The organism is Bacillus sp. TSO22, from assembly GCF_020223595.1.
Lineage (GTDB): Bacteria > Bacillota > Bacilli > Bacillales > Bacillaceae > Bacillus > Bacillus inaquosorum.
In genome coordinates, this window is sequence record NZ_JAHAWO010000001.1 from 36,467 (window position 1) to 53,796 (window position 17,330).

Genomic DNA, 17,330 nt, shown 5'->3' on the forward strand with positions numbered 1-17,330 from the left:
TTTTTTGTGTGTGTGTTTTCCAATGTTTTCCCTCGATATAGGTGCCTATTTCTTCTGAATCATATTGACATTGCAAACCCTTTTACGATAAGATATTTCATTGAGCGGATACTCTTATCCCGAGCTGGCGGAGGGACAGGCCCTATGAAGCCCAGCAACCGGTTTCTCTGTTATTTATTATGTTCAACTGTGTGAGACAACCAAGGTGCTAACCTGTTGCAAGGTTGTATGATTCCTTGAGCGATAAGAGTGAAAGGCACAAAGTCCAAACCCTTTCCTCGATGGAAAAGGTTTTTTTATTTCATAAATATGCCAATTAACATTCTCTAATATAACGTTACATTGTATAAAAGAGGGAGCGAGTTCCGTATCATATATACAAGGTCTTTCGGGAGGCCTTGTGCAGGAGGAAGCAAATCATGAGTAAAAATCGTCGTTTATTTACATCAGAATCTGTTACGGAGGGGCATCCGGATAAAATCTGTGACCAGATTTCTGACAGCATTTTAGATGAAATTTTAAAGAAAGACCCTAACGCGCGTGTTGCTTGTGAAACGTCTGTGACAACTGGTTTGGTTCTTGTCAGCGGAGAGATCACAACATCTACGTATGTTGACATTCCGAAAACAGTTCGCCAAACAATTAAAGAAATCGGATACACACGTGCGAAATACGGATTTGATGCGGAAACTTGTGCGGTTTTAACATCAATTGACGAGCAGTCTGCTGATATCGCGATGGGTGTAGACCAAGCGCTTGAAGCCCGTGAAGGCACAATGAGTGACGAAGAAATTGAAGCGATCGGTGCGGGTGACCAAGGTTTAATGTTCGGTTATGCGTGCAATGAAACGAAAGAGCTTATGCCTCTTCCAATTTCACTTGCTCATAAATTGGCCCGCCGCCTGAGTGAAGTCCGTAAAGAAGATATTCTTCCGTACCTTCGCCCTGACGGCAAAACACAGGTAACGGTTGAGTATGATGAAAATAACAAACCTGTCCGCATTGACGCGATTGTTATTTCAACTCAGCACCACCCTGAAATTACGCTTGAGCAAATCCAGCGCAACATTAAAGAACATGTTATCAATCCGGTTGTTCCTGAAGAGCTTATTGATGAAGAAACAAAATATTTCATCAACCCTACAGGACGTTTCGTTATCGGAGGCCCTCAAGGGGATGCGGGACTTACAGGACGCAAAATCATTGTTGATACGTACGGCGGCTATGCACGCCACGGCGGAGGCGCGTTCTCAGGTAAGGATGCGACGAAGGTAGACCGTTCTGCGGCATATGCAGCAAGATACGTTGCGAAAAACATCGTAGCGGCTGAGCTTGCAGATTCTTGCGAAGTACAGCTTGCTTACGCGATTGGTGTTGCACAGCCTGTGTCAATCTCAATCAACACATTCGGTTCCGGAAAAGCTTCTGAGGAAAAACTGATTGAAGTTGTTCGCAATAACTTTGATTTACGACCTGCCGGCATTATCAAAATGCTTGATTTACGCCGTCCGATCTACAAACAAACTGCTGCGTACGGCCACTTTGGACGCCACGATGTTGATCTTCCGTGGGAACGTACAGACAAAGCGGAGCAGCTGCGTAAAGAAGCGTTAGGAGAATAATTTTATAGCCGCTTACTGGTTAAGCGGCTTTCCCTTTTTTACGTTGTATTCATGTTTATTTTTTTTACATAACCGTGAAACCAAATACTATTCACAGCGTCTATAAATAGGGGTTCAATGATGACAATTTTAATTATGGAGGCAATACTATGTGTGGATTTGTCGGGGTTTTTAACAAGCATCCGTTAGCTCAAACCGCTGATCAAGAAGAACTAATCAAACAAATGAACCAAATGATCGTTCACCGCGGTCCTGACAGTGATGGATATTTCCATGATGAGCACGTTGGATTCGGATTCAGACGGCTCAGCATTATTGATGTAGAAAATGGCGGACAGCCTTTATCATATGAAGATGAAACATATTGGATTATCTTTAACGGAGAAATCTATAACTATATTGAATTGAGAGAAGAACTTGAAGCAAAGGGGTATACATTCAACACGGATTCGGACACAGAGGTTCTTCTTGCGACTTACCGTCACTATAAAGAAGAAGCGGCGTCCAAACTGCGCGGTATGTTTGCCTTTCTGATTTGGAATAAAAACGATCATGTGCTTTATGGAGCAAGAGATCCATTCGGCATTAAACCGTTGTACTACACAACGATCAATGATCAGGTTTATTTTGCCTCAGAGAGAAAAAGTTTAATGGTTGCTCAGAATGATATTGAAATAGATAAAGAGGCATTGCAGCAGTACATGTCTTTCCAATTCGTTCCTGAACCAAGCACGCTTGATGCCAATGTGAAAAAAGTAGAGCCGGGTTCACAGTTTACAATCCGTCCGGACGGCGATATCACATTCAAAACGTATTTCAAAGCGAACTTCAAGCCAGTTCAGACCGAAGAAGATAAGCTTGTGAAAGAAGTCAGAGACGCGATCTATGACTCTGTAAACGTTCATATGAGAAGTGACGTTCCTGTCGGTTCATTCCTGTCTGGCGGAATCGATTCTTCCTTTATTGTATCCGTTGCGAAAGAATTTCATCCAAGCTTAAAAACTTTCTCTGTCGGATTCGAACAGCAGGGCTTCAGTGAAGTCGATGTAGCGAAAGAAACTGCTGCGGCACTTGGCATTGAAAATATCAGCAAAGTCATTTCCCCTGAGGAATACATGAACGAGCTTCCGAAGATCGTATGGCATTTTGATGATCCGCTTGCTGATCCGGCGGCGATTCCATTGTACTTTGTTGCAAAAGAAGCGAAAAAACATGTAACGGTTGCCTTATCAGGTGAAGGTGCAGACGAGCTCTTCGGCGGATATAACATTTACCGTGAACCGCTTTCGCTTAAACCGTTTGAGCGCATTCCGTCCGGCCTGAAAAAGATGCTTCTGCACGTTGCGGCCGTTATGCCTGAAGGAATGAGAGGAAAGAGCCTGCTTGAGCGCGGCTGTACTCCGCTTCAGGATCGTTACATCGGTAACGCGAAGATCTTTGAAGAGTCTGTCAAAAAACAGCTGTTGAAACATTATAATCCGAACCTTTCATATCGTGATGTGACCAAGACTTACTTTACAGAAAGCAGCTCATACAGCGATATCAACAAAATGCAATATGTTGATATCCACACTTGGATGCGCGGTGACATTCTGTTAAAAGCAGATAAAATGACGATGGCGAATTCTTTGGAACTGCGTGTGCCATTCCTGGATAAAGTCGTATTTGACGTCGCTTCAAAAATTCCTGACGAACTGAAAACGAAGAACGGCACGACGAAATATCTTCTTCGCAAAGCCGCTGAAGGAATTGTGCCTGAGCACGTTTTAAACCGCAAAAAGCTTGGTTTCCCTGTACCGATCCGTCATTGGCTGAAAAACGAAATGAACGAATGGGTGCGGAACATTATTCAGGAAAGCCAAACGGATGCTTATATCCACAAGGATTATGTCCTTCAGCTTCTTGAAGACCACTGTGCGGATAAGGCTGATAACAGCCGTAAAATCTGGACTGTATTAATCTTTATGATCTGGCACAGCATCAATATCGAAAAACGGTATATGCCTGAAGAGCTGAGCCATCAGCCTAAAGAAGTCATCTTTGTGTAACAGACAAGGCTTTCGATTCGTCGAAAGCCTTGTATACTTTTATTTCTCCATGATCATTGATTACCTAATCCACACGAAAAATTCAGAAAAATGTTTTATTGATATTTTTTTCTAGGGGAGAAGAGCATGCAAAAACAAAAACAAGAGCTGCACCGCGGACTCGAGCAGAGGCATATTTCTCTAATGTCTTTAGGAGCTGCCATTGGAGTGGGGTTGTTTCTCGGTTCCGCATCAGCTATCAAATTAGCAGGGCCTGGTATTTTGGCAGCGTATGCCGTAAGCGGCCTGATCATGTTTTTTATTATGAGAGCGCTTGGGGAAATGGCCATTCAAAAACCGGTCGCCGGCTCCTTCAGCAGGTATGCGCGTGATTATTTGGGACCGCTTGCAGGCTATTTAACCGGATGGAACTACTGGTTTTTATGGGTTGTCACCTGTATGGCTGAAATTACTGCTGTCGGTATTTATATGGGATACTGGTTTCCGGACGTGCCAAACTGGATATGGGCATTATCGGCGCTGATCATTATGACGGGTGTTAACTTCTTGGCTGTTAAAGCTTACGGAGAGCTGGAATTTTGGTTCGCTTTGATTAAAATTGTCGCGATTTTATCTATGATTGCTGTCGGGTTATTGATGATCATCGCAGGGGTCGGCAATGGAGGCATTGCCACGGGAATTAGCAATTTGTGGAACAACAGAGGATTTTTTCCATATGGCATAAAAGGGGTTTTATTGTCACTCCAAATGGTGATGTTCGCCTATTTAGGGATTGAAATGATCGGGGTGACGGCTGGTGAAGTGAAGAACCCGCAAAAATCGTTAGCCAAAGCAATAGATACGGTATTTTGGCGTATTTTGATTTTTTATGTAGGTGCTTTATTTGTCATTATGTCTATTTATCCATGGCAGGAAATTGGCTCACAAGGAAGTCCGTTTGTCCTCACATTTGAAAAAGTGGGCATTCCATCTGCGGCAGGCATCATTAACTTTGTCGTCTTGACGGCCGCGCTGTCTTCCTGCAACAGCGGCATTTTCAGCACGGGTCGAATGCTGTTTAACTTAGCGGATCAGGGGGAGGCGCCAAAAGCCTATGGCCAGCTGACAAAAGGCGGCATTCCGGGTAAAGCTGTTCTGGCTTCAGCGGGCGCTTTATTGGTCGGCGTGCTGTTAAACTACGTTGTACCTGCAAAAGTGTTTACTTGGGTCACAAGCATTGCGACGTTCGGAGCGATTTGGACGTGGGCGATTATTTTGCTTTCTCAAATTAGATACCGGAAAAGCTTGCAGCCAGAAGAAAAGAAACACTTAAAATACAAAATGCCTTTCTTTCCGTTTACGTCTTATGTGTCATTGGCATTTTTAGCATTTGTCGTTATTCTTATGGCTTACAGTCCCGATACAAGAGTAGCCGTGATTATCGGGCCGATATGGTTTCTTATCTTACTTGCTGTGTATTATGGAAAAGGTTTTCATAAGAAAAATGCGGCTGCTGCCAGCGAACGCAATATCAGCTGACAAAAAGAGCTCCCAGCGGGCTCTTTTTGTATGTACTCATAGAAAATAGAGAACAGGAAAGAATAGGGATGTGATTTTTGCAGAGCCAGATTACAGTTGCTGATCATGTTTTATGATAAGATAAAAGTCATACGTTTAATGCTACATGTGAACATTTTATGGAAAAAACAAAACCCGAACTGTCATTACGTCCGGGTAAACGATGGTTATTGCTTTCAAACATAATTTGAAAAATGGTAAAGTAAGACGAAGCAGGTCTTATGTTTGCTGAAGTGATTTATAATATTGGCCCTTTGCTACATATTCCGACCGTATTCTTTGCATATCTTGTCGGTCTTCTTCCGTCAAAGGGCGGATGACTTTTGCAGGACGGCCAAAGGCGAGGTGGCCAGTCGGGATGAATTTTCCCGGAGGGACAAGACTGCCGGCACCAATAAAGGCCCCTTCGCCAATTTCGGCTCCGTCTAAGATGATTGAGCCCATGCCGATTAAGGCATTCTTGCGGATAACAGCGCTATGAAGTGTAACTTGATGCCCTATCGTGGCGTCATCTTCAATGAGAAGCGTCCGGTTCGGACTTTGATGGAGGCAGCTTAAATCTTGGATATTGACTCTGCTTCCGATTCTGGTCGGCGCGACATCTCCCCTTATGACAACAGAAAACCAAATGCTGGACTGTTCTCCGATAACGACGTCACCGGTAATTGTGGCATTATCAGCTACAAAGGCTGTTGGGTGAATATCTGGCTTGTGTTCCTTATAAGGGTAGATCATAACATTCATCCTTCTTTCTTTCTCTATTTAAATTTCGTATGAGGTGAACAGCATGTGGACCTGGAAAGCAGACAGACCTGTTGCAGTGATTGTGATGATCCACGGGGCAAGTGAATATCACGGACGATATAAATGGCTGGTTGAAATGTGGAGATCTTCGGGTTATCACGTTGTCATGGGCGATTTGCCGGGTCAGGGGACAACCACAAGGGCAAGAGGTCATATTCGCTCATTTCAAGAATACATTGATGAAGTAGATACTTGGATAGATAAAGCGCGAACCTTTGAGCTGCCTGTTTTTCTACTTGGTCACAGCATGGGCGGCCTGGTCGCGATTGAATGGTTTAAACAGCAAAGAAATCCCCGCATTACGGGAATTATTTTATCATCACCGTGTCTCGGACTGCAAATTAAAGTCAATAAAGCGCTTGACATTGCATCAAGAGGCCTGAATGTCATTGCTCCGTCACTTAAGGTTGATTCGGGATTATCAATTGATATGGCGACGCGCAATGAGGACGTCATCGAGGCAGACCAAAATGATTCGTTATACGTCAGGAAAGTATCTGTCAGATGGTACAGAGAACTGTTAAAAACAATTGAGTCAGCGATGGTGCCGACAGATGCGTTTTTGAGAGTGCCGCTCCTTGTTATGCAGGCAGGTGACGACAAGCTTGTCGACAAAACGATGGTGATCAAGTGGTTTTCAGGTGTTGCTTCCCACAATAAAGCGTACAAAGAGTGGGAAGGGCTTTATCATGAAATATTTAATGAACCCGAAAGAGAAGATGTCTTTAAAGCAGCAAGAGCGTTTACTGATCAATATATTTGAACTAGTTGGGGGTGCATGTGTTGACAGTACCGGAACATCCTTTTGGACTGATGGCAAAAGTATATCGAGATATTTTTCCGCTCGTTCATCAAGAGCTGGACATATGGAAGCAAAAATCAGAATCAATTCATAACAGTGAATTAAAAGCACAGGCAACCGCAAGTATTCGAGACAAAACGTTCCACTGTGAAGGCGGCGGCATACTGGCCTTGTTGTCAGGCAATCAAAAGCAGAAATGCGTCGAGTTTATCATCGCGTATCAAACGATCAGTGATTATCTGGACAATCTGTGCGACCGCAGCACATCACTTGACCCGCAGGATTTTCGGATGCTCCACACCTCAATGCAGGACGCACTGACAGTGGGAGCGGAACCGCAAAATTATTATCAATTCCGTGAAGAACAGGATGACAGTGGATATTTGCATGAGTTGGTCAAAACGTGCCAGCGTGTACTTGGTTCAATTGAGCACTACGACATGATTAAACCGTATCTGCTTGAACTGTGCGGCTATTATTGCGATTTGCAGGTGCATAAGCACGTTATTGAGCATGAGCGTGTTCCGCGGCTTGAGAAGTGGTTTACTCAATATGAATCAGAGCTGCCTGAGATGGAATGGTATGAGTTTTCAGCTTGTGCAGGCTCTACGCTAGGCATTTTCTGTCTTGTTGCGTATTCGTTCCAGCCTGATTTCACAGAAAACACCGCTAAAAAAATCCGCAATAGTTATTTTCCTTACATACAAGGTCTTCACATTCTGCTCGATTATTTGATCGATCAAGAGGAGGATTTGCTAGAAGGGGACTTGAATTTCTGCTCGTATTATCAGTCGCATGAAGAAATGATGAAGCGGCTTGAACACTTTATCCATAAAGCCGACGAACATTTGCAAGGCATTCCACATGAAAACTTCCATCGTTTAATCAATCGGGGCTTGCTGGGTGTTTATTTGTCAGATGATAAAGTGGCGGGCCAAAAGGAAATGGGCCGGCTCGCGAAGAAGCTGATCAAAGCAAGCGGAAAAACCTCCTTTTTCTTTTATATCAACGGCAGAGCCTACCGGAAATTTCAAAAAATGGCCTGGATGAAAAACTCAAAGAAAAAAGCTCAAATCATTTGCTGATTTGAGCTTTTTTTTCGATGGCGACAATAAATGGCGGGTCATTTTGCTGATTGATAAATCCATATGTTAACACACGGGCTGTTTGCTGGTCCAAGTCCCGGCAAAAGTCGAGCACGTTGTTTTTTTCAGCTTTGCCTTCCGGATGACCATGATAGACGACCAGAACAATCAGGCCCTCATCTTTCATGATGCTGAGAAGCTGTTCAATCGCTTTGATTGTTGAACTGCCGTTCGTCGTAATCGATTTGTCCCCGCCCGGCAGATAGCCGAGGTTAAACACAGCGGCCGCCACTTTTCCATGTGCTTCCAGCGGAAGGGATTCAGCGATTTTGTCATGGCTTTTGTGAAATAACGTTGTTCGCGCTTGAAATGTCTCGCCGAGCCGTTCCTTCGTATTGACCACGGCTGATTCTTGGATGTCAAATGCGTACACATGGCCGTTTTCACCGACAAGCTCCGCTAAAAACTGCGTATCGTGTCCGTTGCCCATCGTTGCATCTACGACGATATCTCCTTCTCCCGCGGCCATTTTCAGCAGCTCTTTGCTGTAAGGAAGAATTTTTTTCAAAATCATAGCGCTGATTCCTCCTCAAGCCGCTGAAAGAACTTTCCTTGATAGCTGCCGCGATTTTCAAGTTCTTTATTAATGGCGCCAAGCACTTCCCATTTGTTGACGCTCCACATCGGCCCGATCATCAATTCTATCGGTCCGTCACCTGTAATGCGGTGGACAATCATTTCCGGCGGAATGATTTCTAGCTGATCGCAGACGAGCTGCACATATTCATCTTGAGAAAGGAATTCCAGTTTTCCCTTTTCATATTGCTTGACCATCGGTGTGCCTTTCAATAGGTGCAGCAGATGGATTTTAATGCCCTGTACGTCCAAATCTGCGACGGCCTTTGCGGTTTCCATCATCATGTCCCGGTCTTCCAAAGGCAGTCCGTTGATAATATGTGAGCAGACCCGTATGCCGTGTTTTCTTAATTTATTGACGCCTTCCACATAGCAGTTAAAATCATGTGCGCGGTTGATCAGAAGAGCGGTTCGTTCATGAACCGTTTGAAGCCCAAGCTCCACCCATAGATATGTTCGTTCATTCAGCTCGGCCAAATAGTCAACAACATCATCAGGCAGACAGTCCGGGCGTGTGGCGATCGAAATGCCGACTACATCATCAAGGGCAAGGACGGATTCAAATTTCTCACGAAGCACCTCAACCGGCGCATGCGTATTGGTGAAGGCCTGAAAATAGGCGATGTATTTGCCGTCCTTCCATTTTTCGTGCATGCGGTTTTTGATGTCATGGAATTGCGTAATTAAATCATCGGCCCGATTTCCGGCAAAATCGCCGGAGCCTGCTGCGCTGCAAAATGTACAGCCGCCGTGGGCAACGGTGCCGTCCCGGTTCGGACAGTCAAAGCCGCCGTCCAGCGCCACTTTAAACACCTTATGGCCAAAATGATCTCTGAGATGATAATTCAATGTATGATAGCGTTTTTCCGTATTTGAATAAGGAAAAGGATTGTTCTGCATCACAATTCATGTGCCTCCTTGCGTACGATTGCATCCTAAAATTGTAGCACGCATTTCACAAGAGAACAAATGAATATCGACCATAAATTACTTTATTGAACGAAGTCAGATGGGGCTACAATATGAATGATGGATTGTTTCCATTACCAAGAGGAGGGGTTACTGTGGCAACAAGACAATCAGTAGATGAACATCTCCAGCAATGTATGCAGGCGTATGATTATGCTGAAGAACAGCTGAAAATCGCTTCTAAACAAGAGCATTATAACGATCAAGAATACAGTGATGCACAAATGCAGCTTGAAAATGCGGTAAATGCCTTGAATAAGCTGTGGCTGTCGTCAAATGATCAGCAGAGAGAACAGCTGTACAGAATGAGACTTCAGCTGCAAGCTTTGCAAAATAATATGATCCTGCAGCACCCTCTTGATGTATAAGAAACGGACCCTTTTGATAAGGGTCCGTTTTTTTGTAAAAAAAGGATTGACTTTGTACGTCAAAGTATTTATTGTATTAAGTGTACTAATTGGAGTAATACACTATAGACACTGATGAAAAGCATTTATATATTGAAATTAAGGGAGGCAGTTATGAAACATAAAAAACGAAACAAACGTAACGTGCCAATGCTAATCACGGCATCTGTGATCGCTTGTTCTTTTTTTCTTGTTCTTGTGATGATCGGTTTTGAATGTCAAAAAAGTATAATTGATCAGTTTTATCTATAAAGGTTCAGATCGTATAGAAAGTAGGGAAGTAAATGATTCAAATCGATCCAAGAAGCTCAACACCCATTTACGAACAAATTATTCAGCAAATGAAAGAGCTTTGTTTGAAAGGGATCATGCAGCCTGGTGATAAGCTTCCTTCTGTCAGAGAATTGGCGACGATCATTATTGCGAATCCGAACACTGTCAGCAAAGCGTACAAAGAGCTTGAGCGAGAGGGGATTATTGAAACGCTTCGGGGCAGAGGGACCTATATATCGGAGAATGCAAAAACGACACTGGTTGAAGGGAAGATGACGATGATTAAAGAGCAACTCAAACAGCTCATCATCGATGCACACTATGCAGGGGTTGAGCTGGAGAAACTGCAAGAATGGATAAAGGAAATTAGCGCTGATGTGAAGGGAGGCACAGAAAATGATTGAACTACGGCAGCTGTCAAAAACGATAGACGGCAATCAGGTATTAAAAGATGTTTCATTAACAATTGAAAAAGGAGAAATCTTCGGGCTGCTCGGCCGCAACGGATCAGGCAAAACGACGATGCTCCGCTTAATCCAGCAAATCATTTTCGCAGACAGCGGGACGATTTTGTTTGACGGCGTAGAAATCAAAAAGCATCCGAAGGTCAAGCAGAATATCATCTACATGCCTGTTCAAAATCCTTTTTACGACAAGTATACATACAAGCAGCTAGTCGATATCCTGAGAAGAATGTATCCGAAATTTGATGTCACGTATGCGAATGAGCTGATGAACAGATATGAAATTCCGGAAACGAAAAAATACCGCGAGCTGTCGACAGGTTTGAAAAAACAGCTGTCGCTCGTTCTGTCATTTGCGGCGAGACCGGCGCTGATCCTCCTTGATGAGCCGACGGATGGAATAGACGCGGTGACAAGGCATGATGTGCTGCAGCTGATGGTCGATGAAGTGGCAGAGCGTGATACGAGCATTCTGATCACTTCTCACCGGCTTGAGGACATAGAGCGGATGTGCAACCGAATCGGTTTTCTCGAAGATAACAGGCTGACGAATGTGATGGATCTTGATGAGCTAAAAGAAGAATACATCAAAATTCAAATGGCGTTTGATACAGATGTCAATTTGGCCATCAGAGAGCAAAACATTCCGATGCTCGATCAGGCCGGCGTGTTCTATACGGTGCTGATTCCGAAAAGCGACGAAGAGAACAAGAGCTTTTTAAGAGAGCTGAAGCCAAAAGTGTGGAATGAGCTTCCTGTCAACTTGGAAGAAGTGTTCATTGCGAAGTTTGGAGGGAAGCGGAGATGGTAGACCGAGGTCTCCTCTATCGAGAGTGGAAGCAGAATCAAGTGGTGCTTTTGTTAAGTATTGTGTTTTTAGTGCTGGCAAATCCGCTTTCTATCGTTAATACGTATTTGTCTTATCAAGGGTGTCTGGCTCATCAAGACCCGCAATATTGTGATTTTATTGTCAATTATAGAGTAAGCAATCTGATAGATATCAACTGGGTGCCAGGTGTCATTTTAGCGGTCTGCTTCCTGGGAATGGAGCGTTCGAAAGGCACGATGGATTTTATATTAAGCCTCCCATATAACAGAAGCCAAATTTTTCAGACGAAATTTTGGTTAGGCGGTATTGTAATTGTGCTATCGCAATTGATTGGATTTTTACTTGCATGGCTGCTGATTCTTATCTATAACCCTGAACACGTCTACTTTTTTGAGCACAGCAGCGTTGGAGTTATCGTAATTAGTTTTATGGCTTACTGTTTGTTGATGGCCGCTGGGGCATTAACGGGGAATGTTTTTGCCCAGTTATTAACGGCATTTGCTGCTGCGGTATTGCCGTATTTAATTGTTGCTTTGCCGGTAGGAAACTTTGAAGTTGTTTTTGGCGTGAGTATATGGGAACTATTCCCTTCCCCTGAGGCTTATTTTTCTCTAACGAGCAATTTATCATATCTAGTGCCTATTGGTTACGTTGCAAATGGATGGCTGTCTGACAGTAAATATATTTTATTCATTCCAGCCGTAATGAGCATGCTGTTTTACTTGATTGGCTATATAAGCTTCAAAAAGCATCCAAGTGAACGTAACGGATACTTTTTCCTGTGGAACAGATTAGACCGTCCTGTACAAATGCTGATTATCGTTTTTGGTATTCTTGGATTTGGTTTATTTGGACATTCTGCCGGACAGTCCATCATTGGTTACATTTTTGGAATGATCATTGGAGCCGTAGTTGGATTCTTTGTGAGCTACTTCTCTATTTATAAGAAAACGAAACATTAAGAAATACTTTCGGTTTGGAGGGAAGTGATGTGCCGGATTCCGGGCTGTTTTATAAAGAGTGGAAGCAAAATAAAGCTCTGCTAATCATGATTTTTTTGGTATTTATGCTTAGCAATCCTTTTACTATTTTAAATACGTACATCTCATATCAAGGCTGCGTGGCTAATCAGAATGAGTGGGTCGGAACCTGCGTATTTACGATTAACTATTTAAACGGCACATTTATCTCACTGTTTTGGATTTGGGGTGTTGTTTTGGCGGTCAGCCAGCTTGGGATTGAACGAAGCAAGGGCTTGTTTGATTTTACATTGAGCCTTCCTTATACACGAGGGCAGATATTTAATGCGAAGTTCCTTACCGGCGGAATGGTGATTGTGATACCGCAACTCATAGGTTATGTTTTATCTGTTTTGCTGATAATGCTTTTGAAGCCTGATCAGGTCGTTCATTTTCATAACTACAGCCTTGGAATGATCATCATCAGCATGCTGGCTTATTCTTTGGTTATGGCTGGCGGGGCTCTGACAGGCCATATTTTTGCACAGCTGCTGGTCTCATTTACCGTCACCATCTTGCCTTTTTTAGTTATTACTCTGCCTGCAATCAACATTGATATCCTTTTTGGCGGAGCAGCATTTTTAGATTACCCTATACCTGAATGGATGCAGTATATATTTCCAATCACATATGTCATTCCAAACTGGGTTGAAGATTCACCGAAATATTTAGTGATTCCGGCTGTGATGAGTATCATGTTCTACATTATCGGCTACATCAGTCTCGTCAAACTGTCTAATGAACGAAACGGGTATTTCTTTTTGTGGAAATCGCTTGACCGTCCGGTTCAAGTAATCGTCATTATCATTGGAATCATGGGCTTCGGATATTTTGGATTTTCCGCAACGGAGAGCTTTGCCGGCTATCTCATTGGCATGGCTGCAGGAGCTGTGATCGGTTTCTTCATCAGTTATTTTGCGATTTATAAAAAAACGAAACTTTTATAAGGGAGAGAGAACTTATGATAGATGTTCAGCATATCGACCATTCTTTCACGATCGGGAAAAAGGGCCGTGAGAATGAAGTTCCAGTTTTGAAGGATGTTTCATTAAGCGTGGCGAAAGGGGAAATCGCCTGTATCGTCGGACGAAGCGGCTCAGGAAAATCAACGCTTTTGAATTTAATATCCGGCTACATATCGCCGACAAAAGGGCGGATTGTCATTAACGGCACTGATGTTACGGGCTTTAATGAAAAGGAATGGGCGCAATTTCGTCTTGACCATTTCGGATTTATTTTTCAAAGCTTTCAGCTTATCCCAGGGTTAACAACGTATGAGAATGTTGAAATGCCGCTGGCGTTAAAAGGGATCAAATCGTCCGAGCGCAAGCAAAAGGTGCAGGACATGCTGAAACGCGTCGGTCTGGAAAATCACGCCGCTCATTATCCGAATGAACTGTCAGGCGGCCAGCAGCAGCGTGTCAGCATTGCGCGAGCATTGATTTTAAACCCATCCATTATTTTAGCGGATGAGCCGACGGGAAGCCTTGATTCAGAAACGGAACAGGAAGTGCTGGAATTGATCAAGCAGCTGAACCGTGAACGTGGCATTACATTTGTGATCATTACTCACGATGATGAAGTCGCTTCTATCGGACATTCAAAATTTCAGCTTCATGACGGTGTGTTAAAAGGGGGAATTACCGTTGAGGTTTAAGGATCAGGTTCATTTTATCAGAAGAAATATGAAGAAAAACAGACTCCGCGTCTTTATGACAATTCTTGCGACAACAATGGCGTGTGCGTTTTTGGTTGTGCTGTCGTCGGTTGGATTCGGTATTCAAAAGACAATCACAGATATGACGATGAGCCAGCAGGTTGTGACTAAAGTCAGTGTAATGGGCAAGGAAGGGGATAAGCCTATTAAAAAAGCTGATTTAGAGAAGTATGATCATGTAAGGTCAGTTGTAGAAAGAACGCAAGTGTATGAACCAAACAAAGCAACTTTAGGCAATCGTACAAATGAAAGCTCTAATCTCATCTTTACTAATATGAGTGATGAATTAAAGGCCAATATGGAATTGGAAAAGGGAAGAGTCGCAAAGTCGGAAAATGAAATCGTAGTAGGATACGACTTTGCAAAGAGATTATTGACGAAAAAGGAATCGGAAGAATATAACAAAAAAATTGAGGAAGCAAAAGGAAATCCAGAAGATATAAAAGAACCAAAAGGCTATACGAAAGACATTCTGAACAAAACAATTGAATTAAGTGTATCAAAAACAGATCCCAAAACAGGGGATGTTAAAAAAACAAAAACATATGACTTTAAAATTGTTGGTATTACAAAAAAACCATCTCAAGATTGGATGGAGGACTCAAACATCTTCATCAGTGATCAATTCAAAAAAGATTTTTCCGAATTTTTGGATTTTAAAGGCGGAAATGTTGAGACTAACATCGGCGTTTTTGCTGATAAATTTGAGAATGTGGAACAGCTGACAAATGATCTAACAGATGACGGGTACTATGTTACTTCAGTGACTACCGAGCTTGAGGGAGCCAACACCTTCTTCATGGTCTTCAAAATCGGCTTGATCTTTGTCGGATGTATCGCTGTTATTATCTCTGCAATCGGCATTTTTAACACGATGACAATGGCGGTTACAGAAAGAACGCAGGAGATCGGCATTATGAAAGCGATTGGAGCGAGTCCGTCTATTATTCGCCGAATGTTCTTGATGGAAAGCGCGTATATCGGGATTTTAGGCTGTGTGATTGGGATTATCATTTCTTATGGCGTGAGCTACCTTGTTAACTTGGCCGTTCCAATGATTCTCGCGGCGACAAGCGGGGGCGATGCGGGCGATTTGAATTACACATTCTCCTACATCCCGGTCAGCCTTGTCATCATTGCCGTTGTGATTTGCGGAGGGGTTGCGGTGATTTCCGGAATGAACCCGGCACGAAAAGCAACCAAAACCAACGTACTGACAGCGTTGAGAAGAGAATTATAATGCGTACGAGCCGGCTGAGACAGCCGGCTTTCTCTATAGCGCATGATGGCGTTTTGCTATACACTTGATAAAAAAGGAAAAGGTGCGGTGAGTCGATTGTTTAAACTTTTGCTGATTGAAGATGATGAATCGCTGTTTCATGAAATTAAGGATCGTTTAACGGGATGGTCCTACGATGTATACGGCATTCAGGATTTCAGTCAAGTGCTGCAGGAATTTGCGGCGGTTCAGCCTGATTGTGTCATTATTGATGTCCAGCTTCCTAAATTTGATGGTTTTCATTGGTGCCGGCTGATCCGCTCCCGGTCAAATGTACCGATTCTCTTTTTATCCTCCCGAGATCATCCTGCCGATATGGTGATGTCCATGCAGCTCGGGGCAGATGACTTTATTCAAAAGCCGTTTCATTTTGATGTGCTGATTGCGAAAATCCAAGCGATTTTCCGGCGTGTGTATCATTATAATACGGAGGCGAACACGCTCAAAACGTGGTGCGGGGCTGCCATAGACGCAGAGCAGAACCTCGTCAGCAACGACAAAGGCACTGTTGAACTGACTAAAAATGAAATGTTTATTTTAAAACAATTAATAGAACAAAAAAACAAGATCGTCAGCCGGGAAGAGCTGATCAGAAGCTTGTGGAACGATGAGCGTTTTGTGAGTGATAATACGCTGACCGTCAATGTCAATCGCCTGCGAAAAAAACTGGACGCCCTGCAGCTTGGCACATATATCGAGACGAAGGTCGGCCAAGGCTACCTAGCGAAGGAAGAGGATCATTTCTATGATTAAAGCATTCCTCACTGAAAGGCGAAGCTGGATTACCGTGTTTTTGTTTCAGCAGGTTTTGATTTTGCTCATTGCTTTTGTTGATCCCTCCATTTCATTTGAAAATGTTCTTTATATGGTGTATTTGTGTGTCTTGTTTTTTATGATATTCCTTTGGGTCCGCTATCGGAAAGAAACGGCGTTTTATAAAAGCCTGAAAACATGGGAGAACAATCTTGATGTGACAGCGATAAGTGAACCGGAAACGCCGTTTGAATCAATGATTGAAAGAAGCATTACCGGGCAAACGGAACACTTGAAGCAAACCGCAGACCGGCATCGCTTGGCATTAGAAAATGAAAAAGATGAGCTGATGGCATGGATTCATGAGGTCAAAACCCCATTAACAGCGATGCATTTAATCATTGATAGAATGGAAGACCAAGCTTTGAAATCCCAGCTATCATATGAATGGCTGCGTATTCACCTGCTTCTTGATCAGCAGCTTCATCAAAAACGCATGTCATTTATTGAAAATGATCTGTCTGTAGAATTCATTCAGCTTCAGCCTTTGATCTTCAAGGAAATCAAAGATTTACAATCGTGGTGTATCCAAAAAGGGATTGGCTTTGATATTCAGCTGGAGGCTGAGGAGGTGCTGAGCGATGCAAAATGGCTGGCATTTATTATCAGGCAGCTGCTGACAAACGCAGTGAAATACAGCGAAGCCTCTGAAATTGAGATCAAAAGCTTTCAAAAAGGGGAGCGGACGCACCTCGAAGTGAAAGACTTTGGCAGAGGCATTGATCAAAAAGATGTGCCGCGTATTTTTGATAAAGGTTTTACATCCACAACGGACCACCATGATCAAGCGTCCACTGGCATGGGGCTGTACTTGGCGAAAAAAGCGGCGGCGCCGTTATTGATCCATATTGATGTGCATTCGGAGTTCGGAGTGGGGACAGTTTTTACATTAACCTTTCCAAAACGGAATCAATTTGAACGTGTCATAAGCGTGTGACGAAAATGTCACATGCTTTTCTTTTTTGTTCGCCTAATCGAAGGAAAAGCCCGGCAATCCTTTTTATAA

18 protein-coding genes and 1 riboswitch are annotated in these 17,330 nt (G+C 43.3%); of the genes, 15 read left to right on the forward strand and 3 right to left on the reverse strand.

Annotation, left to right across the window (positions count from 1 at the left end; all coding sequences use genetic code 11):
* The first annotated feature begins 111 nt into the window (after window positions 1-111).
* Window positions 112-250: riboswitch (SAM riboswitch) on the forward strand.
* Between the two features lie 169 nt (window positions 251-419).
* The 3 genes from metK to alaP all read left to right on the forward strand — a co-directional run bounded on the left by metK (window position 420) and on the right by alaP (window position 5,188).
* Window positions 420-1,622: a methionine adenosyltransferase gene (metK, locus tag KHQ79_RS00295; protein ID WP_003229102.1), complete on the forward strand. Its 1,203-nt coding sequence runs from the start codon at window positions 420-422 to the stop codon at window positions 1,620-1,622.
* A 149-nt stretch (window positions 1,623-1,771) separates the two neighbouring features.
* Window positions 1,772-3,670, forward strand: coding sequence for an asparagine synthase (glutamine-hydrolyzing) (gene asnB, locus KHQ79_RS00300; RefSeq protein WP_003238025.1), 1,899 nt, complete (start codon window positions 1,772-1,774; stop codon window positions 3,668-3,670).
* A 126-nt stretch (window positions 3,671-3,796) separates the two neighbouring features.
* Window positions 3,797-5,188 (forward strand): alanine permease AlaP, encoded by a 1,392-nt coding sequence (alaP, locus tag KHQ79_RS00305; protein WP_225513991.1) that lies wholly within the window; start codon window positions 3,797-3,799, stop codon window positions 5,186-5,188.
* Window positions 5,189-5,446: 258 nt separating this feature from the next.
* Here the strand turns inward: alaP and KHQ79_RS00310 are convergent, their stop codons facing one another.
* A complete protein-coding gene (locus KHQ79_RS00310; protein ID WP_225513992.1) occupies window positions 5,447-5,962 on the reverse strand; it encodes a gamma carbonic anhydrase in 516 nt (171 codons plus the stop codon).
* 52 nt (window positions 5,963-6,014) lie between these two features.
* Between KHQ79_RS00310 and ytpA the strand changes: the two genes are divergently transcribed.
* On the forward strand, window positions 6,015-6,794 hold the full coding sequence (gene ytpA, locus KHQ79_RS00315) for a phospholipase YtpA (protein ID WP_003238021.1): 780 nt from the start codon (window positions 6,015-6,017) through the stop codon (window positions 6,792-6,794).
* A 20-nt stretch (window positions 6,795-6,814) separates the two neighbouring features.
* Window positions 6,815-7,918: a tetraprenyl-beta-curcumene synthase gene (tbcS, locus tag KHQ79_RS00320; RefSeq protein ID WP_019259257.1), complete on the forward strand. Its 1,104-nt coding sequence runs from the start codon at window positions 6,815-6,817 to the stop codon at window positions 7,916-7,918.
* Here tbcS and mnmM read toward each other — a convergent pair.
* Complete coding sequence (gene mnmM / locus KHQ79_RS00325; protein WP_088112213.1) at window positions 7,908-8,492, reverse strand: tRNA 5-(aminomethyl)-2-thiouridylate-methyltransferase MnmM; 585 nt, start codon at window positions 8,490-8,492, stop codon at window positions 7,908-7,910. The two genes, tbcS and mnmM, sit on opposite strands and share 11 nt — an antisense overlap.
* Entirely contained in the window at window positions 8,489-9,457 is a 969-nt protein-coding gene (gene mnmL / locus KHQ79_RS00330; protein ID WP_003238018.1) for a tRNA modification radical SAM protein MnmL/YtqA, read from the reverse strand. The genes mnmM and mnmL overlap by 4 nt, the downstream gene beginning before the upstream one ends.
* 161 nt (window positions 9,458-9,618) lie before the next feature.
* Between mnmL and KHQ79_RS00335 the strand changes: the two genes are divergently transcribed.
* The 10 genes from KHQ79_RS00335 to KHQ79_RS00380 all read left to right on the forward strand — a co-directional run bounded on the left by KHQ79_RS00335 (window position 9,619) and on the right by KHQ79_RS00380 (window position 17,261).
* On the forward strand, window positions 9,619-9,891 hold the full coding sequence (locus tag KHQ79_RS00335; protein WP_003238017.1) for a YtzC family protein: 273 nt from the start codon (window positions 9,619-9,621) through the stop codon (window positions 9,889-9,891).
* A 153-nt stretch (window positions 9,892-10,044) separates the two neighbouring features.
* The gene (locus tag KHQ79_RS00340; protein ID WP_003238016.1) at window positions 10,045-10,182 is read left to right on the forward strand and encodes a hypothetical protein; all 138 of its coding nucleotides are present in this window, start codon (window positions 10,045-10,047) and stop codon (window positions 10,180-10,182) included.
* A 32-nt stretch (window positions 10,183-10,214) separates the two neighbouring features.
* Window positions 10,215-10,607, forward strand: coding sequence for a GntR family transcriptional regulator YtrA (gene ytrA / locus KHQ79_RS00345; RefSeq protein WP_088112215.1), 393 nt, complete (start codon window positions 10,215-10,217; stop codon window positions 10,605-10,607).
* Complete coding sequence (ytrB, locus tag KHQ79_RS00350) at window positions 10,600-11,478, forward strand: ABC transporter ATP-binding protein YtrB (RefSeq protein ID WP_088112216.1); 879 nt, start codon at window positions 10,600-10,602, stop codon at window positions 11,476-11,478. Before ytrA ends, ytrB begins: the two co-directional genes overlap by 8 nt.
* Window positions 11,472-12,458 (forward strand): ABC transporter permease YtrC, encoded by a 987-nt coding sequence (ytrC, locus tag KHQ79_RS00355; protein WP_100275487.1) that lies wholly within the window; start codon window positions 11,472-11,474, stop codon window positions 12,456-12,458. Before ytrB ends, ytrC begins: the two co-directional genes overlap by 7 nt.
* Before the next feature lie 29 nt (window positions 12,459-12,487).
* Window positions 12,488-13,462, forward strand: a complete 975-nt coding sequence (locus tag KHQ79_RS00360) for a cation-translocating P-type ATPase (protein WP_225513993.1) — start codon at window positions 12,488-12,490, stop codon at window positions 13,460-13,462.
* A 14-nt stretch (window positions 13,463-13,476) separates the two neighbouring features.
* Window positions 13,477-14,172: an ABC transporter ATP-binding protein YtrE gene (gene ytrE / locus KHQ79_RS00365; RefSeq protein ID WP_225513994.1), complete on the forward strand. Its 696-nt coding sequence runs from the start codon at window positions 13,477-13,479 to the stop codon at window positions 14,170-14,172.
* A complete protein-coding gene (gene ytrF, locus KHQ79_RS00370) occupies window positions 14,162-15,472 on the forward strand; it encodes an ABC transporter permease YtrF (RefSeq protein WP_060399324.1) in 1,311 nt (436 codons plus the stop codon). The genes ytrE and ytrF overlap by 11 nt, the downstream gene beginning before the upstream one ends.
* 96 nt (window positions 15,473-15,568) lie before the next feature.
* The gene (gene bceR / locus KHQ79_RS00375) at window positions 15,569-16,264 is read left to right on the forward strand and encodes a two-component response regulator BceR (protein ID WP_032731980.1); all 696 of its coding nucleotides are present in this window, start codon (window positions 15,569-15,571) and stop codon (window positions 16,262-16,264) included.
* Window positions 16,257-17,261, forward strand: coding sequence for a two-component sensor histidine kinase BceS (locus KHQ79_RS00380; RefSeq protein WP_133486379.1), 1,005 nt, complete (start codon window positions 16,257-16,259; stop codon window positions 17,259-17,261). Before bceR ends, KHQ79_RS00380 begins: the two co-directional genes overlap by 8 nt.
* Window positions 17,262-17,330: the final 69 nt, after the last annotated feature.